The organism is Cupriavidus basilensis (genome assembly GCF_008801925.2).
Taxonomy (GTDB): Bacteria; Pseudomonadota; Gammaproteobacteria; order Burkholderiales; family Burkholderiaceae; genus Cupriavidus; species Cupriavidus basilensis.
Genome location: NZ_CP062804.1, coordinates 270,178 through 291,921 on the forward strand (window position 1 = coordinate 270,178; position 21,744 = coordinate 291,921).

General features: G+C 65.9%; 20 protein-coding genes, 2 tRNA genes and 1 pseudogene. 7 read left to right on the top strand and 16 right to left on the bottom strand.

Going from position 1 to position 21,744, the window contains the following annotated elements; all coding sequences use genetic code 11:
• The first annotated feature begins 102 nt into the window (after positions 1 to 102).
• Positions 103 to 339: a FitA-like ribbon-helix-helix domain-containing protein gene (locus tag F7R26_RS22155; protein WP_150984430.1), complete on the top strand. Its 237-nt coding sequence runs from the start codon at positions 103 to 105 to the stop codon at positions 337 to 339.
• Positions 326 to 742, top strand: a complete 417-nt coding sequence (locus F7R26_RS22160) for a type II toxin-antitoxin system VapC family toxin (protein WP_150984429.1) — start codon at positions 326 to 328, stop codon at positions 740 to 742. Before F7R26_RS22155 ends, F7R26_RS22160 begins: the two co-directional genes overlap by 14 nt.
• Positions 743 to 787: 45 nt before the next feature.
• Here F7R26_RS22160 and F7R26_RS22165 read toward each other — a convergent pair whose 3' ends face one another.
• Both F7R26_RS22165 and F7R26_RS41810 read right to left on the bottom strand, forming a co-directional pair.
• A complete protein-coding gene (locus F7R26_RS22165) occupies positions 788 to 1,624 on the bottom strand; it encodes a DUF3047 domain-containing protein (protein WP_150984428.1) in 837 nt (278 codons plus the stop codon).
• A 123-nt stretch (positions 1,625 to 1,747) separates the two neighbouring features.
• On the bottom strand, positions 1,748 to 1,873 hold the full coding sequence (locus F7R26_RS41810) for a hypothetical protein (protein ID WP_416351359.1): 126 nt from the start codon (positions 1,871 to 1,873) through the stop codon (positions 1,748 to 1,750).
• 65 nt (positions 1,874 to 1,938) lie between these two features.
• Between F7R26_RS41810 and F7R26_RS22175 the strand changes: the two are divergent.
• Positions 1,939 to 2,067 (top strand): annotated as a pseudogene (locus tag F7R26_RS22175) (LysR family transcriptional regulator); the annotation flags it as partial.
• Between the two features lie 93 nt (positions 2,068 to 2,160).
• On the opposite strand, the gene F7R26_RS22180 reads toward F7R26_RS22175, so the two are convergent.
• From F7R26_RS22180 to F7R26_RS22205, 6 genes are all read right to left on the bottom strand, one after another.
• Positions 2,161 to 2,343: a hypothetical protein gene (locus tag F7R26_RS22180; RefSeq protein WP_150984427.1), complete on the bottom strand. Its 183-nt coding sequence runs from the start codon at positions 2,341 to 2,343 to the stop codon at positions 2,161 to 2,163.
• A 61-nt stretch (positions 2,344 to 2,404) separates the two neighbouring features.
• On the bottom strand, positions 2,405 to 5,500 hold the full coding sequence (locus F7R26_RS22185) for an efflux RND transporter permease subunit (protein ID WP_150984426.1): 3,096 nt from the start codon (positions 5,498 to 5,500) through the stop codon (positions 2,405 to 2,407).
• A 1-nt stretch (position 5,501) separates the two neighbouring features.
• Complete coding sequence (locus F7R26_RS22190; RefSeq protein ID WP_150984425.1) at positions 5,502 to 6,674, bottom strand: efflux RND transporter periplasmic adaptor subunit; 1,173 nt, start codon at positions 6,672 to 6,674, stop codon at positions 5,502 to 5,504.
• A 21-nt stretch (positions 6,675 to 6,695) separates the two neighbouring features.
• Positions 6,696 to 8,018 carry a TolC family protein gene (locus F7R26_RS22195; protein WP_241754679.1) on the bottom strand — a complete coding sequence of 441 codons (1,323 nt, stop codon included), beginning with the start codon at positions 8,016 to 8,018 and terminating at the stop codon, positions 6,696 to 6,698.
• Positions 8,019 to 8,572: 554 nt separating this feature from the next.
• Positions 8,573 to 9,259, bottom strand: coding sequence for a DUF746 domain-containing protein (locus tag F7R26_RS22200; protein ID WP_150984424.1), 687 nt, complete (start codon positions 9,257 to 9,259; stop codon positions 8,573 to 8,575).
• Positions 9,260 to 9,433: 174 nt separating this feature from the next.
• The gene (locus F7R26_RS22205) at positions 9,434 to 10,039 is read right to left on the bottom strand and encodes a response regulator transcription factor (RefSeq protein ID WP_150984423.1); all 606 of its coding nucleotides are present in this window, start codon (positions 10,037 to 10,039) and stop codon (positions 9,434 to 9,436) included.
• A gap of 80 nt (positions 10,040 to 10,119) precedes the next feature.
• Here F7R26_RS22205 and F7R26_RS22210 point away from each other — a divergent pair, with 80 nt between their 5' ends.
• Complete coding sequence (locus tag F7R26_RS22210) at positions 10,120 to 11,757, top strand: sensor histidine kinase (RefSeq protein WP_150984422.1); 1,638 nt, start codon at positions 10,120 to 10,122, stop codon at positions 11,755 to 11,757.
• Between the two features lie 233 nt (positions 11,758 to 11,990).
• On the opposite strand, the gene F7R26_RS22215 is transcribed toward F7R26_RS22210, so the two are convergent.
• Positions 11,991 to 12,067, bottom strand: a tRNA-Asp gene (locus F7R26_RS22215).
• A gap of 78 nt (positions 12,068 to 12,145) precedes the next feature.
• Positions 12,146 to 12,221, bottom strand: a tRNA-Glu gene (locus tag F7R26_RS22220).
• A gap of 158 nt (positions 12,222 to 12,379) precedes the next feature.
• Between F7R26_RS22220 and F7R26_RS22225 the strand changes: the two genes are divergently transcribed.
• Positions 12,380 to 13,378: a DMT family transporter gene (locus F7R26_RS22225; RefSeq protein WP_206702550.1), complete on the top strand. Its 999-nt coding sequence runs from the start codon at positions 12,380 to 12,382 to the stop codon at positions 13,376 to 13,378.
• Positions 13,379 to 13,390: 12 nt separating this feature from the next.
• Here the strand turns inward: F7R26_RS22225 and F7R26_RS22230 are convergent, their stop codons facing one another.
• On the bottom strand, positions 13,391 to 13,792 hold the full coding sequence (locus F7R26_RS22230) for a hypothetical protein (RefSeq protein ID WP_150984421.1): 402 nt from the start codon (positions 13,790 to 13,792) through the stop codon (positions 13,391 to 13,393).
• 168 nt (positions 13,793 to 13,960) lie between these two features.
• Between F7R26_RS22230 and F7R26_RS22235 the strand changes: the two genes are divergently transcribed.
• Positions 13,961 to 14,488 (top strand): metal-dependent hydrolase, encoded by a 528-nt coding sequence (locus F7R26_RS22235; protein ID WP_150984420.1) that lies wholly within the window; start codon positions 13,961 to 13,963, stop codon positions 14,486 to 14,488.
• A 194-nt stretch (positions 14,489 to 14,682) separates the two neighbouring features.
• Here the strand turns inward: F7R26_RS22235 and F7R26_RS22240 are convergent, their stop codons facing one another.
• The 4 genes from F7R26_RS22240 to F7R26_RS22255 all read right to left on the bottom strand — a co-directional run bounded on the left by F7R26_RS22240 (position 14,683) and on the right by F7R26_RS22255 (position 19,026).
• A complete protein-coding gene (locus tag F7R26_RS22240; RefSeq protein ID WP_150984419.1) occupies positions 14,683 to 15,516 on the bottom strand; it encodes a hypothetical protein in 834 nt (277 codons plus the stop codon).
• Positions 15,517 to 15,769: 253 nt separating this feature from the next.
• A complete protein-coding gene (locus tag F7R26_RS22245; RefSeq protein ID WP_150984418.1) occupies positions 15,770 to 17,176 on the bottom strand; it encodes an MFS transporter in 1,407 nt (468 codons plus the stop codon).
• A 100-nt stretch (positions 17,177 to 17,276) separates the two neighbouring features.
• Positions 17,277 to 18,446 carry a 4-hydroxybenzoate 3-monooxygenase gene (pobA, locus tag F7R26_RS22250; RefSeq protein WP_150984417.1) on the bottom strand — a complete coding sequence of 390 codons (1,170 nt, stop codon included), beginning with the start codon at positions 18,444 to 18,446 and terminating at the stop codon, positions 17,277 to 17,279.
• 289 nt (positions 18,447 to 18,735) lie between these two features.
• On the bottom strand, positions 18,736 to 19,026 hold the full coding sequence (locus F7R26_RS22255; protein ID WP_150984416.1) for a hypothetical protein: 291 nt from the start codon (positions 19,024 to 19,026) through the stop codon (positions 18,736 to 18,738).
• A 627-nt stretch (positions 19,027 to 19,653) separates the two neighbouring features.
• Here F7R26_RS22255 and F7R26_RS22260 point away from each other — a divergent pair.
• On the top strand, positions 19,654 to 21,387 hold the full coding sequence (locus F7R26_RS22260) for a M14 family metallopeptidase (protein WP_150984415.1): 1,734 nt from the start codon (positions 19,654 to 19,656) through the stop codon (positions 21,385 to 21,387).
• Between the two features lie 19 nt (positions 21,388 to 21,406).
• Here F7R26_RS22260 and F7R26_RS22265 read toward each other — a convergent pair whose 3' ends face one another.
• Positions 21,407 to 21,607 carry a hypothetical protein gene (locus F7R26_RS22265; protein WP_150984414.1) on the bottom strand — a complete coding sequence of 67 codons (201 nt, stop codon included), beginning with the start codon at positions 21,605 to 21,607 and terminating at the stop codon, positions 21,407 to 21,409.
• Positions 21,608 to 21,744: the final 137 nt, after the last annotated feature.

Here is a 21,744-nt window from a genome sequence, read left to right on the forward strand (position 1 = left end):
TTGCTCACCCGTCCTGCGCAGGCATCATTGCGATGCGATCCACGATTGCATCGCAATGATATCAATGCTATCGTTTTTGGATGGCATTGCAGGAGGGGGATCATGGCAAATCTGCTGGTTCGAGGGATTGATGAAGCGCTAGTACAGAGGCTGCGTGAGCAGGCTGCTGCACACGGTCGTAGCGCTGAGGCCGAGCACCGTGAAATTCTTGCGCGGGCGTTGCACACGACCAGGCGCAAGAGCTTTGCCGAGGTGTTGGCAAGCATGCCAGATGTCGGCGAGGACAGCGATTTCGAGCGCGTCGATCAGCCGGGCGGGGCCGCGCATGTATTTGATTGACACCAATGTCATCAGTGAGATGAGGAAGCGCGAGCGTGCCGACAAGGGTGTTCGAGCATTCTTTCGCCAAGCGGCAAAGCAGGAGAGTGAGCTGTACTTGTCGGTCGTCACTGTCGGCGAACTTCGGCGTGGCGTCGAGCTGATCCAGCATCGGGGAGATCATGCGCAAGGCGCGCTTCTTGCCACGTGGCTCGACACGGTGCTGCAAGAGTTCGGGGCACATATCCTCGCGGTAGATGCGGAAATCGGTCAGCTATGGGGGCGCCTTCGTGTCCCCCACGCGGAGCATGCCTTGGACAAACTGATCGCGGCGACGGCGCTGATTCACGACCTCACCGTAGTGACGCGCAACGTTAGTGATTTTGCTGGTACCGGGGCGCGTGTTCTGAACCCCTTTGAATGACTGGCAAGCGACGACTGCAATCCGCGTTTGCCGTGGCACGCGACGCTACTTCGCCGCCCCGAACCGGATATCCCCATACCAGGCCCGTGCGTTCCCGCCCGTGTTGTCGGTATCGGTGAGCAGGCCGTAGGCGGTCAGCTTGCCGGGCTTCTCCTTGAAGGCATGCTCGAAGTCCTGCTCCACGTTGCGGCTCAGCGTGAGCCACTTGCCGGCGGTGTCGGGCCCGCCTGACACCACGATCATCTTGACCCGCGAGGTGTGGGGGTTGTCGATGACCGTGCCGACCGGCGCGGTGTTTGACCAGATGTACATCAGCGTGGCATAGGGCAGTTCCTCGCCCGCCAGCGTCTTGGCCAGCTTGATGGCGGTGCGCTCGCCCAGCGATAGCTTGTCCGTATCTCCATCGAACATGAACACCAGGCGCGCCGGCGCGTCTTCCTTGGCGGCGACGCTGTTGTCGGCTTCGTCGATCGGGTGTTCCACCTTCCAGCGCCAGCTGACCTGCGGGGTGGCCTCCAGGTCCAGGTTGTTGCCCTTGTGCATCAGCGCGGAGGCGGAGGCGGTCGCGTCGGCTTCCAGCACTGTGGCGTGGTCCTGCGCCACCAGGCTGTAGTGGGTCGACGCCTTGCCGTGCGCCACCGGCAGGTTCTTCCACCCGGGCGGCAGCGGGCCGCCGGGCGTGCCGGCGGAGAAGGCGGCGCCGGGGGCGGCCGCCGGCGCCGATGCTGCCGATGCCTGCGCTCGGGCCGGCGCAGCGTGCGCGAGCAGCAGGCCGCAGGCTAGCAGGGTGGCCAGCACGTGAGCGCGCGGCGCCACCGAGCGGGGGGAATGCGTCAAAGCCAGATGGGGGGTCATGGTCGATTGCCCGATGGTCGCCGTCATTGTTCTTATTGTCTCCATTGTAGGCAGCGGCCCGGGTCTTTGTGTGCGCGTCGGCAGCCGCATTGCCGAAGATCTTGGCGTAGTAGCGGTAGCCCGCGTCCGGATGCCTTGCCGCGCAAGCGCTCAGGCCAAGCCGCCGTTGGCGCGCAGGATCTGGCCGTTGACCCAGCCGGCATCGGCGCCAGCGTTGTTGACCAGCACGCCCTGCACTGCGATGGTCGACGCGCCAGCGGCCTTCAGTTCGGCCACGAGGGCGTCGGCCTGGGCCGCGCCGGCCGCGTCGTTGATGGCGACGGCGAAACCGTCCCGCGCCAGGCGCCCGGCTGCTGGAGCGCACCACCCGCACGGCGCGGCTCACGCACGACGGCGGAGCGCATTACCGGCGCTGCGTGCGCCTGATAGCCGACCTGGAAGAAGCGGAGGGGGCATTCCGGGCGGGTGCGGGTGTTCGTGCAGTGGCTGCGCGATGTGTTCGAAGCAGGCGCCGACGGGAACCAAGGCTTGATTCCTATCGGCGCCTGAGGCTCGCCGGCCGGTTATTTCCGCACGTTGGAAGGCAGCACCGAGTTCCGGCTCGACTGCTTGGCGGATTGCCCTGACTGCGCCGACTGTCCCTTGCCGCTGGCCGACGACTTCGGCGACGCGGCGCCGGCAACCCCGACGCCGGCACAAAGCAGGATGGCGAGTAGTGCCGCCGGTGCATTTTTTCGTATGCTCATGATGGACTCCCGTTGCGTGGCCGGTCCGCCCGGGGCGTGCCGGCCACTGGTTGGTTCAGGTTCAGATGCCTTCAGCCGGCGTCAGCGAGGCCGCGTCCGGGCCGCCCTTGCGCCCGCGATGGCGGTTGACCCAGGAGAACACCACCGGCAGCACCAGCAGCGTCAGCAGCGTGGTGGTCACCATGCCGCCCACGATCACCAGCGCCAGCGGCCGTTGCGCCTCCGAGCCGATGCCGTGCGACAGCGCCGCGGGCAACAGCCCCAGGCCCGCCAGCATGGCCGTCATCACCACCGGGCGCAAGCGCAGCGCGGCGCCTTCGACCACGGCTTCATGCAAGTCTTCGGACTGCGCCAGCCGGTTGACGTAGGAGATCAGGATCACCCCGTCCTGGATCGCGATGCCGAACAGCGACAAGAACCCGATGCCCGCCGAGATCGACAAGGTCTCTCCCGCGATATGCAGCGCCAGCAAGCCACCGATGGCCGCGAACGGCACGTTCAGCACCACCATCAGCGCATCCTTGAAGTTGCCAAAGGTGCTGTACAGCAGCAGGAAGATCACCAGGATGGTCAGCGGCACGATCACCGCCAGCTTCTTCTGCGCGATCTTCATCTGGTTGAACTGGCCATCCCAGAAGATGCTGTAGCCTGCCGGCAGCGTCACCGCCTTGCCGACCTTGTCCTGCGCCTCGGCCACCGCGCTGCCAAGATCTCGTCCGCGCACGCCGAACTTGATGGCGATATAGCGCTTGCCGGTTTCGCGGTAGACGAAGAACGGTCCGTCGGTGGCTTCCACCTTGGCCACCATCGACAGCGGAATGCGCTGGCCGTCCGGCGTATCCACCAGCAAGCGGTTGATGACATCCGGGTTGTTGCGCGCCTGGTCGTTGAGCCGCACCGACAGGCCGAAGGTCTTCTCGCCTTCCAGGATGTTGGTGACCGCATCACCGCCAATCGCAAACTGCACGGCGGACTGGATGTCGCTCACATTCATGCCGAAGCGCGCGCTCTTCTCGCGGTCCACCGTGATGTTCAGCGTGGGCTGGCCAAGTTCCTTGAAGATGCCAACGTCAGCCAGGCCTGGCACCTTCTTCAGGATGGACTCGACCTCCTTGGCCTTGTCCTGCAGCGTCACCAGGTCGGAGCCGTAGATCTTCACCGAGTTCTCGCCCTTGACCCCGGACAGCGCCTCGTTGACGTTGTCCTGGATGTACTGCGAGAAGTTGTACTCGATGCCCGGGATACGATCCAGGTGCTTGGACAGGCGGTCCACCACCTGCTGCTTGGTCGCGCCCTTGGGCCAGTCGGCCGGGGGCTTGAAGTACAGCGCGTATTCCTGGTTGAACACGCCGGTGGAGTCGGTGCCGTCGTCCGGACGGCCAATCTGCACCGACACGGTCTTCACCTCGGGCTGCTGGCGGAAGAAGCCGCGCAGGTCGCGCGCGACGGAGGCCGAGTAGTCGAGATCCACGGTGTTGGGCAGCGTGATGCGCAGCCACAGGTTGTTCTCCTCCAGCGTGGGCAGGAACTCGGTGCCGAGGTAGCGCGAGCTGTACAGCGTGCCGGCCAGGCCGATGAACGCGGCCAGGAACACCAGGCCGGGCTTTTTCAGCAGCTTGCGCAGCAGCGGCTTGTAGGCGCTCAGGATGATGGCAATGAATTTCGGCGAGTGCGGCCGCAGCGAGCCGCGGAACACAAAGGACGTCACCGCCGGCACGAAGGTCAGCGCCAGCACGATCGAGGCCAGCAGCGCGAAGCCCATGGTGAAGGCCATCGGCTTGAAGATGATGCCTTCCACCCCGCCCATGAAGAACAGCGGCGAGTAGGCCACGATGATGATGCCGGTGGAGAAGATCATGGCGCGCTGGACCTCGCTGGTGGCCTTGACGATGCCATCCTCCACATTGGTCTCGCCCTCCTCCAGGTGGCGCATGATGTTCTCCATCACGATCACCGCCGCATCCACGATCAGCCCGAAGTCGATCGCCCCTAGCGAGATCAGGTTGGCCGGCACCTTGAAGTGGGCCATGTTGATGAACGACACGCACAGCGCCAGCGGGATCACCGCCGCCACCACCGCCGCGGCGCGGAAGCTGCCGAGGAAGATGAACAGCACGATCAGCACCAGCGAGATGCCGACGAACAGCGCATGCTCGACGGTACCCATGGTGATATCGAGCAGGTTCTGCCGGTCATAGAACGTCTTGACCTGGATACCCTTGGGCAGCACGTTCTGGTTGATGTCGGCGATCTTGTCGCGCACCCGCGCCAGGACCTCGGTGGCGTTCTCGTCGCGCTTCATCAGCACGATGCCTTCGACGATATCGTCGTGCTGGTCGAACTGCACCATGCCCAGGCGCGGCGTGTTGCCCACCCGCACCTCTGCGATATCGCGCACCCGCACCGGCACGCCGTTGGACACCGACACGGTGACGTTGCGGATGTCGTCGAGCGTTTGCAGCAGGCCCACGCCGCGCACCACGAACTGCTGCTCGCCGGCCTTCATCAGGCCGCCGCCGGTGTTGGCGTTGGCATTCGACACCGCATCCACCACCTGCTTGAGCGAGAGCCCATAAGCCTGCAGCTTCTCGGGCGTCGGCACGATCTGGTATTGCTTGACCTTGCCGCCAAAGGCCGTGATATCGGCCACGCCCGGGACGTGCTTGATCTCCTTGTAGACGTTGTAGTCCTGGTAGGTCTTCAGCGTGGTCACGTCGATGCCGTCGGCCTCGATCCGGTAGCGCAGGATTTCGCCGGTGGCGTCGCCGTCCGGTGACAGGTTGGGCTGCACGCCCGGCGGCAGGTTGGCTTGCGACAGGTAGGTGACGAAGTTCTGGCGGGCCTTGAAGTTGTCCACGCCCTCCTTGAACTTGACGGTCACAACAGACAGCCCGAACAGCGAGACCGAGCGGAAGGACTGCACGTCCGGCACGCTGGCCAGCGCGTTCTCCACCGGAATCGTGATCTGCTGCTCGACCTCCACCGTGCTGCGCCCAGGCCACTGCGTAATGGCCTGCACCGTGACCGGCGCCACGCCCGGGTACGCCTGCAGCGGCAGCTGCAGGAAACTCAGCACGCCGGCCGCCAGCAGGCCGATGGCCAGGAAGACGATGACCAGGCGCCGCTTGAGGATGCTCTTGATTGGCGAGAAGACCATCTCAGGCCTCCTGCTTGAGCAACATTTCGTTGAGCAGCATGCCGCCCTGCGTCACCACCCGCACCGACGCGCCGGCCGGCACGCCTTCGGTGACCTGGAAGGTGCCGTCGCTGCGTGGTGTGCCCTGCACCGTCACGCGCTCGATGTGCTTGTCGTCCGGCTGCGTCATCAGGTAGAGCTTGCCCTGGTCCTTGACGATGGCCGATTGCGGCACCACCAGCGCCTGCGCGCTGCCGGTGACGATGCGCGCGGTGGCGTACATCTCCGGCTTGAGCGTGCCGTCCGGGTTGGGCACATCACAGCGTACCTGCAGCGTGTGCGTATCGGCGTCGACATTGGGCGCGATAAAGCTGACGCGCCCGCGGTAGTGCCGGCCCGGATAGGCCGGGGTCTCGATCTCGATGACCTGGCCCAGGCGCACATTCTTGATGTCGTTCTCGTACAGGTTGCCGGTGAACCAGATCGAGCGGGTATCGATGATGCTCATCAGCGAGTCGCCGACATTGAGGTAGGAGCCGGGGTCCATGTCACGCTTGACGATGGTGCCGCCGATCGGCGCGCGGATGGTCAGCGTGTCGGAGGCCACGCCGCGCTCGCGGATGCGGGCGATGTCCTCGGTGGTCGCGCCCAGCACGCGCAGCTTGTTCTCGGACGACTGCATGGTCAGGCGGGCATCGTCCACCAGTTCCTTCAGGTCGCTGTTGCTGAGCGTCTTGAAGGCGTTATGCGAGAGCAGGAATTCGTTCTGCGCGGAGATGTACTCGGGCGAGTACAGCTCGGCCAGCGGCTGGCCGGCATGCACTACCGCACCCTCGAACACCAGGATGCGCTCGACGCGGCCGGCCACGCGGGCCGAGGCCAGCTTGGCCTGCTGCACGTTGTAGGCCAGCTTGCCGGGCGTGGGCGTGTCGACCGTCACGGCTTGCGTGCTGAACACCGCGGACTTGACCGCGTTCGGGTCGAAGCCGCCTTCGGGCAGCGTCAGCAGCGACGGCACGTTGCGCGGTTTTGCCGCCTCGGGCTTGGCGTAGGGCGCGGCCATGCCGGCCTTGGCGGCTTGCTCCGCCTGTTGTGCATGTTCAGGCTGTTGGGACTGGGCCCAGTACTTCCCGCCCCAGATACCGCCGGCCAGGACCACCACAAAGCCAGCGCCGATCATCAGATTCTTGTTCATAGGTTCAAGGCCTTGCGGCCATCAGAATTTGTCCCGGCCCACCGCGGCGGCGAGCGTGTAGTAAGCCTGGCGCGCCTCGGACTCGGCCTGCGTCACCGCCAGTTCCGCGTTCTTGAGCGCGGAGCTGGCGGTCAGCAGGTCGGTGAAGTCGGCATTGTTGTTGGCGTAGTTGGTGAAGGCCATCTTGTAGGCGGTCATGGCCTCGGGCAATTGCCGCTGGCGCAGGAACTCGGCCTGGTTCACCGACTGGCGCAGGTTGTTGTGCGCCGTATCCACCGCCAGCAGCGTTTGCTGGCGCACCGACTGGTCATTGGCGTCGGACGCCACCTTGTTGGCCACGGCTTCATCCACGCCGTACTTCTCCTTGGTGAAGAAGAACAGCGGGATGATCACGTCGAACTCGATGCCGTAGCTGGCCGGCTTGAAGCCCAGCGGCGGGTTGTTGCCATTGAAGGTGCCAATGATCTGGAAGTCGGGCAGGTAGGCCTTGCGGGCCAGGCGCACGCCCTTCTCGGCCGCTTCCACCATGAAGCGCGAGGCCCGCACATTGGGATGCTCGCGCAGGGCCATGTCTTCCAGCTCGGGCAGCGGCGTGGGCGGCAGGCGCACCGCGCTGGCATCCGGGCGCAGCTCCAGCGGGAACTCGGGATTCTTGCCGATCAGCGTGTTGATGGTCTTGAGCGCGTTGTCATACTGGCGTTCCAGGCCAAACGTGTCGTTCTGCGCGCTGCTCTGCGCGACCTGGGCATTGAGGTAGTCCACATAGCCCGCCGCGTTGTTGGCGTAGCGGATGCGTGCCACCTGCTTGACCTGCTCCAGCCGCTTGAGATTGAGGCGCAGCACATCGAGCTGCGCCTTCTGCGCCAGCGCCTGGAAGTAGGTCGTGCTCAGTTGCGCGTAGAGCTGCAGGTACAGCGCGTCGCGCTGCGCGTCGATCGATTCGGCTTGCGTGTTGGCGATATCGGCGGCCAGCGCTTTCTTGCCGGGGAACGGGATCGATTGCGTGAGCGTGTAGCTGAAGCTCTCGGCGCGCGCCAGTGCCAGCGGGCTGTTCTTGGGCAGGTTGCCCCAGATAAAGCCCACCTGCGGGTTGTTTGGCGCGGCGATCTGCGGCACGGTGGCCTTGGCTGCCATATAGAGCGAGCGCGCCTGGATCAGTTGCGGGTTGCTGGCGCGCAACTCCTCCGACAGCTCCCATAAGGAGAACCCGGGGCCAACGAGGCCCTTTGTCTTTTCTTCGGCACTGAGCGTGGCTGCTGGCGCGGCGCTCGCGCCGGCGCCGCGCGGCGCTGCCTGATCCCACCCGCTGGCTGGCGCTTTGCCGGCAGCAGGCGCTTTCTGCACAGGTGGAACAAGCGGGACCGGATCGGTATCTCCGCTCAGTTGAACCCCCCATGCGACCCGTGCAGAAAAGACCAGGATGACGGCTGCTCCAACTTTTCTGTTAGTTGGTTTTTTAATCATAAACACTCCCATCGCTACTTGTAACAGTTATGACAGGACAAGCTTTCAATTGCCCTTCCAGAACATTGCAAATGGCTTTCGGAAATTTAGGGGATTACCCGCATTGGGAACTGAAAATTGGAATCCAGCATCGACTATTCCGCGGAGCGATAGCAAAATCGCTATCGAAATCCTTCGGATGGTCATGTCACGCCGCAAGCCGGTTGGCGCGCGCTGTCCCATGAAATGGGGGATGCAGGAAGTGGCCGGGACCACCACATCTATTCTGCGGTACGCTTTGTATCCGGCGTGCGAAAGAAATGGATGGCCGTGTTTAAAGGCAATAGGATAACCACATCGAAATCAATATGAATTGATCGATGCTGTTTCTGGTTAATTCAGGTCTGGGGCCGTAAAAAAAGAGCCTGCCTTTCCTTTATCTGGTTTATTCCATGCTAGTGCGCCGTCTGTTCGCATAGCGGGCACACCCGGATCAACAGGGGCGCGTTTTCCATTTCGGCGAGCGCATCGCTATCGTCGGAGGCGATGGTGCACTTGCACTCGCGCGCGGCGCTTGCGGGCTCGCCGCGGGAGTTCGCCGGCAGTACCGCGTAACGAACGCCGAGCTGCACGCGCCGCTCCCAGTCGCCTTGCGGATCCAGCGTCAGCAGCCACAAGCGGGTCTGGATCGACCAATGCCTGACGGTTTCGCTTTTGATCCCCAGGCGCCGCGCCGCTTCGGCGACCGACACTTGCTGGGAGGCCAGGTTGAAGAAGGCTTCCGCCTTGTCCTCCAGCCTGAGCCGTGCCATGGGCGTGCCGGTCAGCCGGCTGAAGCGTTGCCGGCAGCCGCCGCAGTGAAAGAGCGGCAGGCTACTGCCATCGGTACCGTCATAGGTCGACTTGCGGGCCCGGCAACGCGGGCACTGCGGCGGCCGGTGGCTCGCGCTGTGCAGCTTGCGCCATGCGGTCAGCAGGAAAGCGGTCAGGTCGGCATCGGAGACGCCTGCCGCGCCGCTCGCACGCACATGGATCAGCGTCGTGGCGCGGCGCAGGTCGTCCGCATGGGGATACACGTTCGCGCGGCTGGCGGTAGGATCGACCTCGGCTCGCGTGGGTCGTTGCTGCTGAAATCTGCTCATATCGTCGGCGCGGGTAGATCCGGCCATGACGCCGTGGACCCCGGGGCTGGCGCCCTGGTCGTAAAATCCCGCTAACCCGTGCTCCGGGAGCGATGAAATTGCGCCGATTCTATGTGGATTGGCCGCCGCCGAGTACTGTGATTGATCACAGTAGGACGGGGGGCGGCCGCGCCGCTAGGGCTTGATAATGCCGGCGGACGCGGCCTTGACGACCGCTTCGATGCGGGTGGCCACGCCGAGTTTCTGGCGAGCGTTGTCAATATGGAAGTCGACCGTGCGCTTGGACAGGCCGAGGATGGTGGCGATCTCGCCCGAGGTCTTGCCGCGCGCCGACCAAACCAGTGCTTCCACCTCGCGCTCGCTGAGCTGCACGGCCGGCAGCCCCGGCCGCGTGCGGGCAACCCGCGCAAGGCGAGCCTCGACAATGCTGGACAATATGTCGAAATCGACCGGTTTGGTCACATAGTCGTCGGCCCCGAGCCTGCGCCCCCTGAGTTCGGCCTCGCGCTGCGCCAGCGCCGTGAGGAACACGAAGGGCATGTCGGCAAAGCGTGGCGCCAGCGAGGTGATCTTCTCCAGCAGTTCGAAACCGGTCATCACTGGCATACTCACGTCGCAAAGGACGAGGTCCGGCGTGTCGCGCAAAATGGCGGCAAAACCTTGCTGGCCGTCGTGCGCGATGCTCACGGCAAAGCCCCGCTCGATCAACTCTTCTGCGATCAGCGCGGCCGTTTCGGCATCGTCCTCGATACAGAGGATCTTCCGGCGGGCATCGGTCATGGTGGTCCTTGGTGGCGGCAGCGAGCCGCGCCTTGCGGCCCGCCGAGGTACAGCGTAGCGAAATTCAGGATAAAAGTCTTATGAATCACTCGATTCGTCCGGCGCCCGCCAGCCGGCGAGTGCGTCGCGGCCTGGGGCGGCGCCTGGTCGGGCTGCCCGATTCAGTCCCAATGCTCAGGCCGATTCGCGTCCGGCTGTCGCTCGTGTTCGTGCTGTTCCTGCTGCTGGTGGTGGGTGTGGGCCTGTTTGGTATCAACCGGCTCAGTAACTTTCACAGCGTCTCGGCGCAGATCAGCGGCCGCTGGCTGCTGAGCAACCGCATCCTGGGCGACCTCAACAATTATATTTCGGACTACCGCGCGTTCGAGGGCGACGCGCTGATCGCGACGACGCGCGCCGACCTGCGCGCGGCCGAGGGGCAGATCAGTCGGCTGGACGATGTGATCAAGGAGGTCGAGGCCCGCTATGGCCGGATCGAGCACGATCCGGCCGAGCTGGCGCTCTACGAGCAGTTCATGGCGCAGTGGTCGGCTTACCGGCAACTGGTCGATCACGTGGTCTTGCTGGCCCACCAGAAGGACACGACGCAGGCCGTGGCGCTTTATCGCGGCGAGTCGCGCCGCGCCTTCGAGCAGGCTAACGGCACGCTGGGCGTGCTGACCGAGCGCAACGTCGTCGGCGCCGCGCAGGCAACCGAGCGCGAGGCGGATGCCTATCACGAGGCCCGGCAACTGATTGCCGGCGCCATCCTGGTGTCGGGCTTCCTCGTGATCGCGGCGGTGATCTATCTGGTCAGGGCCGTGTCGAATCCCATCGCGGGGCTGGTCGAGCGCATGCACCGCATCATGGACAACGATCCCCACGTGGAGATCCCCGGCGCCGGGCGCAAGGATGAGATCGGTGAAATCGCCCGCGCCGTGGTGCGCTTTCGCGACAATACGATCGAACTGGAGCGCAGCAAGGCGGCGCTGGCTGCCCAGACCACGATGCTGCTGGACACGCTGGAAAACGAGCGGCGCCTGGCGGTGCTCCAGCGCAATTTCGTCTCGATGGCCTCGCACGAGTTTCGCACGCCGCTCAATGTGATCGACGGCCATGCGCAGCGGCTCATGCGCATGAAGGAGGCGCCCACCGCCGAAGTCCTCGGCGAGCGCTGCGGGCGGATCCGTGTTGCCGTGCGGCGCATGACCAACCTGATCGACCACCTGCTCGATTCCTCGCAACTGCTGGACGGCGGGCGCCTTGCCACGCTGCAAGGCGTCGACTTTTCACTGACCCTGCTGATGCACGAAGTCTGCGAGATGCACCGCGAGAGTTCCCCCACGGCCGTCATCGAGGAGATCATCGACCCCGGCGTGAATGAGATCTTCCATGGCGACGCCAAGCTGCTGTTCCAGGCTTTCAGCAACCTGGTTGGCAACGCGATCAAGTATTCGCCCGCAGGCACGCCGGTTACCGTGCATGTTTCCGGCGGTGCCGACATGATTCGCGTGTCCGTGTCCGATCGCGGCATGGGCATCCCGGACAAGGACCGCGAGCATATCTTCGAGCGCTTTGTGCGCGGCGGCAACGTCGCCGGCACGGCAGGCGCGGGCGTTGGCCTGTACCTGGTCAAGCTGGCAGTCGACCTGCACCAGGGCGAGGTCCTGGTCACCAGCAAGGAAGGGCAGGGGTCGAGCTTTGTGGTCAAGCTGCCGCGCGCGGCGGCATCGGGCTGAAGGCTTGGGCTGGATTTGAGTGCGATTGCCGGGGCGGGTGGGCACGGACGGTGCACTGGTGTGCGTCGCTTAGCCTCTATGTCGCCGGCACCGGCGTTATCGCCGCGCGCAGACGCCGGGCGGCGCCAGCAATCGCAACGCGCGGTGTGTGCCGCATCAAGGGCAGATGCCAGGCTTGAAATAAAAAAAGCTTGCTGCTATTTCGATAGCAGCAAGCTTTTACATATACTGACTGGCGGAGTGGACGGGACTCGAACCCGCGACCCCCGGCGTGACAGGCCGGTATTCTAACCAACTGAACTACCACTCCGCAGTGGCTGTGGAACCCGCTTGTTGCGGTTTCCGACGCTCGTGTTGAGGCTGCGCTTGGTGGCGTTGCTCTCGAAACTGGCGTCCCCAAGGGGATTCGAACCCCTGTACTCACCGTGAAAGGGTGATGTCCTAGGCCTCTAGACGATGGGGACTTAGACTTGCTCGCTACGTGATGTACATTTCGTGTCGCGAGGGGCGCGATTATAGCGCCCTTTTTTCGCGATGGGAAGCCCCTGTTTATTCTCCCTCGCAAATCGTCAAACGGCGCGCGCATCGCATAGCCGTAATTGCCAAGACAGGCGGCGGGGGCATGGCCACGATGCTGTCCATGCGGGATCGCCTGCGTCTCGCGTTGACTCTCGACACCACTGCCATGCCCACCCACTCCAATCCTGCTGGCCGCCTGATCAGCCCCACCGCCATCGGCGCCTTCGCGCTGCTGCTGTGGGCCACGCTTCCGCTGCTGACCGCCCAGGCCCGCCGCTTGCCGCCATTCGAATTGCTGGCGCTGAGCTTCGGCGTGGCATTCCTGTTGGGGCTGCCGTGGCTGGCGCGGCAGCGGTGCACCGCTGCGCCATGCTTGCCGCCAGGCAGCCGGGCCCGGGCATGGCTCTTCGCCTTTGGCGCCATCTTTTTCTACCACGCCCTGTATTTCTACGCGTTCGCGGTGATCCCGCCCGCCGAGGCCAGCTTGCTGGCCTATCTCTGGCCCTTGCTGATGGTGTTGTTCTGCGCACTGGCGCCGGGTGGCGCCTTGGGCCGGCGGCAGGTCGCTGCCGCGGTGCTGGGGTTCCTCGGCACCTTGCTGATCGTCACGGGCACGCCGCAAGCCGCGCCGGCGGCCTTGCCGGCAGGCGCGCAGGCCGGCGCGGTGACGGGCTACCTGGCCGCGCTCGCATGCGCCGTGATCTGGTCGGGCTACTCGGTTGCCAACCGGCGCTACGGCGAGGTGCCAAGTACCACCATGGTCAGCGTGTGCGGGGCAGTGGCCCTGTGCGGTGCCTTGTGCCACCTTGCGCTGGAATCCACCGTGATGCCGAGCGCCGGCGAATGGCTCGCGGCGCTGCTGCTGGGCGCGGGGCCGACCGGCGTGGCGTTCGCGGCGTGGGACCACGGCACCAAGCACGGTCGCCTGGCGTTGCTGGGGGTGTTGTCATATGCCACGCCGCTGATGGCTACGCTGCTGCTGGTGGGGTTCGGCTTTGCCACGCTGACGTGGACGCTGGCAGGCGCGGCCGCGCTCATCGTCGGCGGCGCGGCGCTCGCGATGACTGGCAGGCGCACGTCCGCGCGCCTGCAATCGGCCTGATCGACCGGCGTGTCATTGGCGCCGCCGCTCGCGCATGGGGCCGTCGGCATCGATGCCGCCGCCCGCGCTAAGTGGCCCATCGACGTTGACCGGCCCGTTGACCAGCAGGTTGCCTTCCACCACCAAGGGCCCGTGCACGGTGAGCGGGCCGTGAAACACCTTTTGCCGCCCTGCGCCAGGCGGCTGTCCATAGACCGGTGGGCGATTGGCAAACCACGCTGCGGTCAGCGGGCCGTGCGCAAGGACGCTGCCGTCCACGGTCAGCGTGCCATGGACGGTCAGGGGGCCTTCCACCATCAGCGAGCCGCCGATGGTGAGCGGCCCGGATTCCACCGGCTGGCCATGTGCCGCCGCGGCTAGCCACAGGGATGCCGCCAGGATTGCGCGGGCCCGCCGGGCAATTTGCGATCTCATGACCCGCTCCCAAGGTGTGCGGCGCGTTTTCCGCAAGCAGCTTCCAACTTAGCGCGCGCGGCGGATGCGTGCAAGCCGAAGCCGGGCTCCGAGCCCTGTTCTTTTGCGGTGCGATCTGCCACCATTGCGCCCCTTCATTTCACGGCCCCCGGTGGGCGCATCTACGTCATGGCTTCCAGCAAAGCACACCATGCCACCGGATGGGCGGCAGGCCTCGCCGCCGCCGCGGTGGTCGCCAAGTCTGGTGCCGGTGGCCCTTATCACATGGCCGCGGTGCTTGCCTTTTTTGCGGGCGTGGCCGGTGGCGGCGCGCCTGACTGGCTGGAGGTCGCCTGGTGGTCCAGATCCCGGCGGCTGTGGATCACACACCGCACCTGGACGCACTGGGGCATCGCCTGGCTGGCGCTGCTGGTGTTTGCGCACCGTGCCCTGGGCACGCACGCGCTGGCCGCGCCGGCGTTCGGGTTTGCCTGTGGCGGGCTCATGCACTTGCTGGCCGATTGGCCCAACCCACTCGGCGTGCCCTGGATTCTCGGGCGGCATTCGCTGAACTGGTGGAAGAGCGGACGCTGCGATCTGCTGGTGGTCGCGGCTTCGTGGATGGGCGCACTGGCGTTGTCGCGCCACGTGTGGTTCCACGGCACGCACGGGCTGGACTTGTTCCAGTACTTGCGGGCCTGGCACCTGCGGGCCTGAGTGTCCGGGCACTTGAGCGCGTGAGCGTCTGAGCGCGCGCACAAAAAAAGAGGCGGCCACGAGGGGCCGCCGATCGGGAATGTCGAGGGAGGCAATTCCCTCACAGAAGGCTAACGGCGCGCCAAAGTGCAACATGAACCCCACCGACGTGGGGTGATGATTTAGGCATATCGAGAGGTGGCCGGCGGCCGGCTTCAAGCCTCCAGGCAGGTCGCCGCCGTGCCGGGCTGGCTCGCGTCCGCGTCGTGCTGCCTTTGCCGTCGCACCGCCGCCACCAGTTCGTCATGCGCGGCGTCGAGCCATGCGGTGCGATGGCGCACAGGGTCCCGCGGGGAGAGTGCATCGACGCTGACCTCGCGCAGGAAGTACTTCACCATGCTGCCCGCGCGCGCGGGCACAGGCATCATGCCCAGCAGTTGCCGGCGCTGCAGCAGGCCACGGTCAGCGGCATGGCCCAGCGCGGACCACGCGGTGCGCCCCAGCGCCAGATAGAGCGCCTGGTCATCCATCTGCCCGAGCGCGCCGAGGAACAGGTTCTCGAACACCCTGCGCAGCATCGGCACCGCCATCAGTTCTTCCAGGTCGCCATCGAAAGCCAGGCCGCGCCGCGTGGTGGCATAGGGCAGCAAGGCCAGCGGCTGCAGCCGCTCGAAGCCTTCGTCCCAGAGCGCCGCGGCGCCGGGCAGGCCGACCAGTTGCGCGATGCCGAAGTGATCCAGCATGCGAATCAGGTTGGGCCGCACGAGCGGGCCGCCAAGTTCCGCGCGCCGTTTGTTCTCGCGCTGGATGGTGCGCCCGGGCGCATGCCGCTGCAGCAGGCTCTCGGTCAGCTCCGCCGCCAGCTGCACGTGGGTGTGCCCGGGCGTGGTGCTCACCAATACCAGCCGCGCGTGCTCATGGCTGTGTTCGAACGGCACGTAGCACATCGTGTAGATGCCATCGCGATCCACCAGCACCGGTTTGTCGATCACGGCTGTCGCCGCTGCGCGCCGGATGCGCGTGCAGTACTCTTCCAGGTAATTCGCCAAAATGTCCCCGCCTCACCACGATTTCTCTCTGGTACAGCCGCCCTGTAGCCGGGCTTACCTTTGCTAGCATGGTAGGCGGCGACCGGACGCCAGGCAAAGCGGGCGGTGCCGCTTGCTGCCTGTGGCAACACTGGGTGTGTGGGCCAGCGAACCAATCGCGCGGGTACACCATCCCAATGAAGGATGGACGCAACCGGCTTACCCGGGCATTCATGGCGACGTTGGATCGGTGGTTTGACGGGTGGCGCGGCGCTCAGTGTGCGGCATCGTGCTGGCCTACGGCAGGCCGCACCGCGGTGCGTGGCCGTGCCGAGGCGATCAGCAGCGCGGCGGTGGCAACAAAGGCGGGCAGCGAGAGCAGGCCGAAGATCTTGCCAAAGCTCCATCCCAATCCCAGGATCTGCGCGCCCAGCAGCGCGCCGACGATGCCGCCAAAGCGTCCAATGCCCAGCATCCAGGCCACGCCGGTGGCCCGGCATTGCGTGGGATAGAAGCCGGCGGCCAGCGTGGGCATGGAGGATTGCGCGCCGTTCATGCAGGTGCCGGCGGCAAACACCAGCACGCCAAGCAGGAACACGTCCCCGGCGCCGTGGCCCACCGCATAGACCAGCGCGCCAGTCAGCGCGTAGGTGCCGGCCACGATGCGCCACGGATGGCCGCGGTCCATCAGCCAGCCCACGGTCAGCGTACCGATGCCACCGCCCAGGGGGAACAGCGCGGTGATGAGCGCCGCCTTCTCGATCGGGTAGCCCGCATCGGCGAACAGCGTCGGCAGCCAGCTCGTCAGCAGGTAGAAGATCAGCAGCCCCATGAAGTACGTGGTCCACAGCAACACGGTGCCGGTGCGGAACTGCGGCATCAGGATGGTGCGCAGCGAGGAAGCGCCGGTGGGCGCGGCCTCTTGCACATGAAAGCGCTCGTCTGCGCGCAGCACGCCCGGGTGGACCTTGGACAACGCGGCTGCGATGCGCGCGTCCGGGGCCTTGCGCGCCACCAGGAAACGCACGGACTCCGGCAGGAAGAAGATCAGCAGCACGGCCAGCAGCAGCGGCGCAACGCCGCCCACCAGCAGCACCGAATGCCAGCCATAGTGCGGAATCAGCCAAGCCGCGGCAAAACCCCCGGCCGAGGAGCCCAGCGTAAAACCGCAGAACATGGCGTTGACCGCCAGCGAGCGCCGCCGCGTGGGCGCGTACTCGGACATCAGCGTGACCGCGTTCGGCATGGCCGCGCCCAGGCCGAGGCCGGTCAGGAAACGCAGGACCGTGAGCGCTTCGAGCGAAGTCGAAAAAGCCGATGCCACGCTCCAGCCACCGAAGCACAGCACCGAGCCGACCAGCACACCCTTGCGGCCAAAGCGGTCGGCCAGCGGGCCCGCCACCAGCGCGCCGGCAGCCAGGCCGAACAAGGCCGCGCTCATCACCGGCCCGAGATGGGCGCGGCTGACGCCCCACTCCTTGGCCAGCATCGGCGCGATAAAGCCAATCGCCGCGGTGTCGAAGCCATCGGCCGCCACAATCAGGAAGCACAGGATCAGGATGATCCACTGGAAGCGCGAGAACGGCTGGCTGTCGATGAACTGCTGGACGTCGATGCCGGCGCCGGCATGGCGCGCACGGTCAGGGGATGCGGCCGGCTGGCCGCTGCTTGGGGGCGTCATGGTGCGGGTCTCCTGCTATGCCGCTCGTTGGCGGCGAATGCTCTGGTTCTCTTGGTGTCTCAAGGCGTGCCGCGTGGCCTCGCGCGCGGATTCGGCGTATTCAATACGGCAGGCCGACGTAGTTTTCCGCCAGCGACATCTGGGCGGCACGCGAGCCAGTGAGGTAGTCCAGCTCGGCTTGCTGGATGCGCAGCGCGAAGTCATCGGCATCGGGGAAGCGGTGCAGGAGCGACGTCATCCACCACGAGAAGCGCTCCGCCTTCCAGACCCGGCGCAGGCATTTCTGCGAGTACGCGTCCAGCTCGCTGGCATCGTCGTGCAGGTAGCGCGCGATCAGGCCGTCGGCCAGGTAGAGAACATCGCTGGCGGCCAGGTTCAGGCCCTTGGCGCCGGTCGGTGGCACGATATGCGCGGCGTCGCCCGCCAGGAACAGGTTGCCGAAGCGCATCGGCTCGCACACAAAGCTGCGCAACGGCGCGATGCTTTTTTCGATGCTCGCGCCCGTCACCAGCGCCTCGGCGGCGCTGGCATCGAGCCGGCCGCGCAGTTCGTCCCAGAAGCGTTGATCGGACCAGTCCTCGACCCGTTCGTCGGCGCTCACCTGCACGTAGTAGCGGCTACGCGTGAGCGAGCGCATGCTGCACAGCGCGAAGCCGCGCTCGTGGCTGGCGTAGATGAGTTCATCCGCCACCGGCGGCGTGTCGGCGAGCACGCCGAGCCAGCCGAAGGGATAGACCCGCTCGAAGATGCGCTTGGACGGCTCGGGCACGCTGCGCCGCGTGACGCCATGAAAGCCATCGCAGCCAGCGATGAAGTCGCAGCGCAGTTCGTGCTGCTGGCCGTCCTTGCGATACCGCACCATGGGCGTGGCCGTATCGAAATCGTGCACGCTGACGTCTTGCGCGTCGTAGATCGTGATGGCATTGCCGGCATGCCGGGCGGCCATCAGGTCGCGCGTGACCTCGGTCTGGCCGTAGACCGTGACCGAGCGGCCAATCAGCGCGTGGAAGTCGATGTGGTGGCGCTCGCCGCCATAGGACAGTTCGATGCCATGGTGAACCAGGCCGTCGTGCTGCAGGCGCTGCGCCACGCCAGCGCGCTCCAGCGCATCGGCGGTCACGCTTTCAAGGATGCCGGCGCGGATACGGCCGAGGATGTAGTCGGGGCTGCGTTGCTCGACGATAACCGCATCGATGCCCGCCTTGGCGAGCAGTTGCCCGAGCAGCAAGCCGGCGGGGCCGGCGCCGATGATGGCGACTTGTGTGCGCATCGCGTGTCTCCTGGTGCGGGATGGGATTTGTTATTGAACGTAACTACTGAACGTAACAATAGCGGCGCCAGGGACGGGAGGGAATAGACGGAACGAACCATCAGCAGGACAAAACGAACATCCGCATCTGGCGCGGAATGTGCCGAAATATCCTGTCGATGCTGGGGGAAACCCTAGGTTTTGGATTGGATTTGGCCGGATTTTTACTATTTTCCGGCGTGCGCGGTGACGCGTCCGGGCGCGCGGTCCGCGCGCGATAGCCTTCACATTCCATACATGCCGATGCGCTTCAACGGCCCGAGCGCTGTTCCTTGCGGCAAGCCTTGCAAATGTGTTCAAGGCCGTCCTGGCGGCGGGTGTCCCGCGCGAAAAACTCGCCGTCAGCCGGCCAGTGCTCTGCGCAGTGACGGCAGAGCTTGAGCGGGCCGATATCCGACATCAGGACGTCGCCAGCGGTAACGTTGGCCTGCGGGGCGCGAGCGCGGCGCGCGGGGCGCGTGTGCGGTGTGGGCGTGTCTTGCATGGCGCTTGCGGTGAAGGTGCCGTGGTTCTCGTGCAGCAGGGCGGCGTGATCGTACATGGGCTTTCCTTGCCTTGAAAATGGGGGAAATGGGCCAGTGAGGGTTGGGGTGCGCAGCCGGATCCGGCTGCGCTGCTGAAATACCCCGTTACGAAATGGCGCGTGGTTGACGCTCCGATGGCTTGGGTAATCGATGGCCGAGCGGTGCGATACCCGCGCGTGCGCCAGCGTGGTTCACTGGGACAACATGCCCGAGCAGGCCATCAGCAGCCATCCGATGGCAGCACAGCCGCCCAGCCAGCCGAGCAGCACCAACACGATGGTGGACCACTTCATCGGAGCCGCCGCGCGTGCGCGGCAGGAAGTCGGGTTGCGTGAGAAAGGGAGCGGCTCATGCGTACTTTCCTTGGAGTGGCAAGACAAGGCTTGCTCAAGGGGGGCAGCTTAGCGAGCCTGCGGCGTCAATGTATGTCCGGGTTGTAAGAAAATGTGCACGCGCCAATGTGCTGCGGCCCGGCATGGCCTACCAACGCCTTTGCCGTCCGGCCCCACTACCGGAGCGCGCGAGGCAAGCGCCCGGGAAGGCGCCTTCCCGGGCAGCCGCGGGCGTGCGCGTGGGCAATCGGGAGCCTGCCTATAATGCCGGATCCGACACCCATCCCGCCGCGCGCGGCGCCAAGGCCAGCCATGACGATCCTGCTCGATACCTCCATCCCGCACACACTGGATACCCTGGTTGAGCGCGTTGCGGCGATGCCCGGCGTACAGGTGCAAGCCTGGGTCTTCGACGCCGTTGCCACGCGCCGCGCGGCCGAACAGCGGCTTGCCGCCGCTGGCGTGCAGGCGGCGATCCACAGCGCTTACAAGCCGCTGCTGCATTTCTTCCTCGAAGCATTGGCGCTGGAACGCGATGGCGGCCGCCTCGCCGCCGCGGGCGAGATTTCCGTGCGCCTGCCCGCGGCCGCGACGGCGGCACAGTCACAGCGCTTCAGGCTTGAAGCCTATCCGCTTGCCGGCATGCTGCCGCAAGGCAGCCTTCGCCTGAGCGAAGGCGACGACGAAGGCCACTATGTCGTTGACCTGGACGGCATTGCCCACCGCGTGTTCGTGCCGCTCGCGGCCTCTGGCGCGCCGTGCGGGTGGCTGCGTTTGTCGCGCGATGGCGCCGTGCTGGAGGACGGCCCGCTCGCCACCGAGTACGAACTGGCATTCGCCGCAGCCATGGATGCGATCCGCGGCCATGCGTGGGGCCGGCAGGGACCCTATTTCGATGTGCTTCGCATCGCCATCGACACGGGCGGCATCGAGCGCCGGCTGTCCTATCAGGACGAATGCATCAGCACGCGCGAGGCTCTGCACGAGGACCTGTATTTCTCCATTCTGGAGTTCTTCCAGGATCGCGCCGGCTTGCCGCGTGGCGACCGCACTTTGCAGCCCGGCCAGATCGTGCCTGAGATCCGCCACGCGGAGGGTGCCACGCGGGTGCGGGTGGCATTGCTGCCGCACCCGCACGTCGCGGCCGTGACGCCGGCTGACGCAGCTGCGGCCCCTCTGTCCCCGAGTGCGCTTGCCGGACTCTCGCAGCCCCTGACGCCAGAGGAGGCCGGCGTCGAGATGCATGCCTTGGGCGGCAAGCGCTTCAGCGTGCTTTCCACGCAGGGGCGCGTGGTCCACGGCACCCACATCGAAGGTTCGCTGCCCGGGCTGGTGATTTCCGGTGGCCAGCATGCCAACGAAACATCCGGCGTGGTGGGGGCGCTGCGCGCGGCGCATGCGCTCAAGCAGCGGCCGCATGCGCACTTTGCCCTGATCGCCTTGGAGAACCCGGACGGCGCGGCCTTGCATGTGCAGTTGCGCGAGGACAATCCGCGCCATATGTCGCATGCCGCGCGTTACACCGCGCTGGGCGACGACCTGGAGGCGCGCACGGCGCCGCCCTTCGTGGAGAAAGCGGCCCGGCTGGAAGCCATCGAGCGCACCGGTGCCGGGCTGCACATGAGCCTGCACGGCTACCCCGCCCACGAATGGACGCGGCCGCTCACCGGCTACGTGCCGCCGGGCTTCGAGACCTGGACCATTCCCAAGGGCTTCTTCCTGATCCTGCGCCACCACGCCGGGCGCGATGGCATGGCGTTCATGCAGGCGCTGACCGCGCAACTGGCGGCTTCACCGGATCTGGCTGCGTTCAATGCCCGCCAGCTGGCGACCTGGGGCAACCACGCCGGTGAAGTGCCGTTCCCGGTGCTAAACGGCATTCCCTGCATGATCTTCGAGGATTCCCGGTCAACGGTGCCGTTTACGCTGGTCACCGAATTTCCGGACCAGACGGTCTATGGCGATGCGTTTCGCCTGGCGCACACCACCCAGATGCGGGCGGTGCTGGCGGCGGCGGAGCTGTATTGGGCGGGTTTGCTGGGTTGAGGGGGCGCGCTGCGCGCCTTTAGTGGATCGTGCGTGTCACCTTGGCGTGCGGCACCTTTGCCGCCGCCGTGTTTTCAGGCGTTGCGCCTTCGTCCTGCTCGATCATGGTGGCCGCGAGGCTGAGCGCAGCCTGCATCTCTTCGTGCGACAGACCGGAAGATAGCGCAAGCCGCACCGCCAGGGACGCCAGTCGGGCGACTTCATAACTCGGGATGCTCATCTCAGCTCCTTGTCCTCGTGTCAATGCTCGTGTCAACGCCATGGCAAGCCCTGCCGCGCCGGGCGGCGGGGCCGCTGGCGCGCCATATCGGCAGATTCGGCCGCCGGCACATGCTTGCACCGGGGCCTGTCAATCTC

Coding starts and splice junctions, on each gene's coding strand:
- F7R26_RS22155 (WP_150984430.1), top strand. CDS start 103: ATGGCAAATCTGCTGGTTCGAGGGATTGATGAAGCGCTAGTACAGAGG.
- F7R26_RS22160 (WP_150984429.1), top strand. CDS start 326: ATGTATTTGATTGACACCAATGTCATCAGTGAGATGAGGAAGCGCGAG.
- F7R26_RS22165 (WP_150984428.1), bottom strand. CDS start 1,624: ATGACGGCGACCATCGGGCAATCGACCATGACCCCCCATCTGGCTTTG.
- F7R26_RS22180 (WP_150984427.1), bottom strand. CDS start 2,343: ATGAGCATACGAAAAAATGCACCGGCGGCACTACTCGCCATCCTGCTT.
- F7R26_RS22185 (WP_150984426.1), bottom strand. CDS start 5,500: ATGGTCTTCTCGCCAATCAAGAGCATCCTCAAGCGGCGCCTGGTCATC.
- F7R26_RS22190 (WP_150984425.1), bottom strand. CDS start 6,674: ATGAACAAGAATCTGATGATCGGCGCTGGCTTTGTGGTGGTCCTGGCC.
- F7R26_RS22200 (WP_150984424.1), bottom strand. CDS start 9,259: ATGAGCAGATTTCAGCAGCAACGACCCACGCGAGCCGAGGTCGATCCT.
- F7R26_RS22205 (WP_150984423.1), bottom strand. CDS start 10,039: ATGACCGATGCCCGCCGGAAGATCCTCTGTATCGAGGACGATGCCGAA.
- F7R26_RS22210 (WP_150984422.1), top strand. CDS start 10,120: ATGAATCACTCGATTCGTCCGGCGCCCGCCAGCCGGCGAGTGCGTCGC.
- F7R26_RS22225 (WP_206702550.1), top strand. CDS start 12,380: ATGGCCACGATGCTGTCCATGCGGGATCGCCTGCGTCTCGCGTTGACT.
- F7R26_RS22230 (WP_150984421.1), bottom strand. CDS start 13,792: ATGAGATCGCAAATTGCCCGGCGGGCCCGCGCAATCCTGGCGGCATCC.
- F7R26_RS22235 (WP_150984420.1), top strand. CDS start 13,961: ATGGCTTCCAGCAAAGCACACCATGCCACCGGATGGGCGGCAGGCCTC.
- F7R26_RS22245 (WP_150984418.1), bottom strand. CDS start 17,176: ATGACGCCCCCAAGCAGCGGCCAGCCGGCCGCATCCCCTGACCGTGCG.
- pobA (WP_150984417.1), bottom strand. CDS start 18,446: ATGCGCACACAAGTCGCCATCATCGGCGCCGGCCCCGCCGGCTTGCTG.
- F7R26_RS22255 (WP_150984416.1), bottom strand. CDS start 19,026: ATGTACGATCACGCCGCCCTGCTGCACGAGAACCACGGCACCTTCACC.
- F7R26_RS22260 (WP_150984415.1), top strand. CDS start 19,654: ATGACGATCCTGCTCGATACCTCCATCCCGCACACACTGGATACCCTG.
- F7R26_RS22265 (WP_150984414.1), bottom strand. CDS start 21,607: ATGAGCATCCCGAGTTATGAAGTCGCCCGACTGGCGTCCCTGGCGGTG.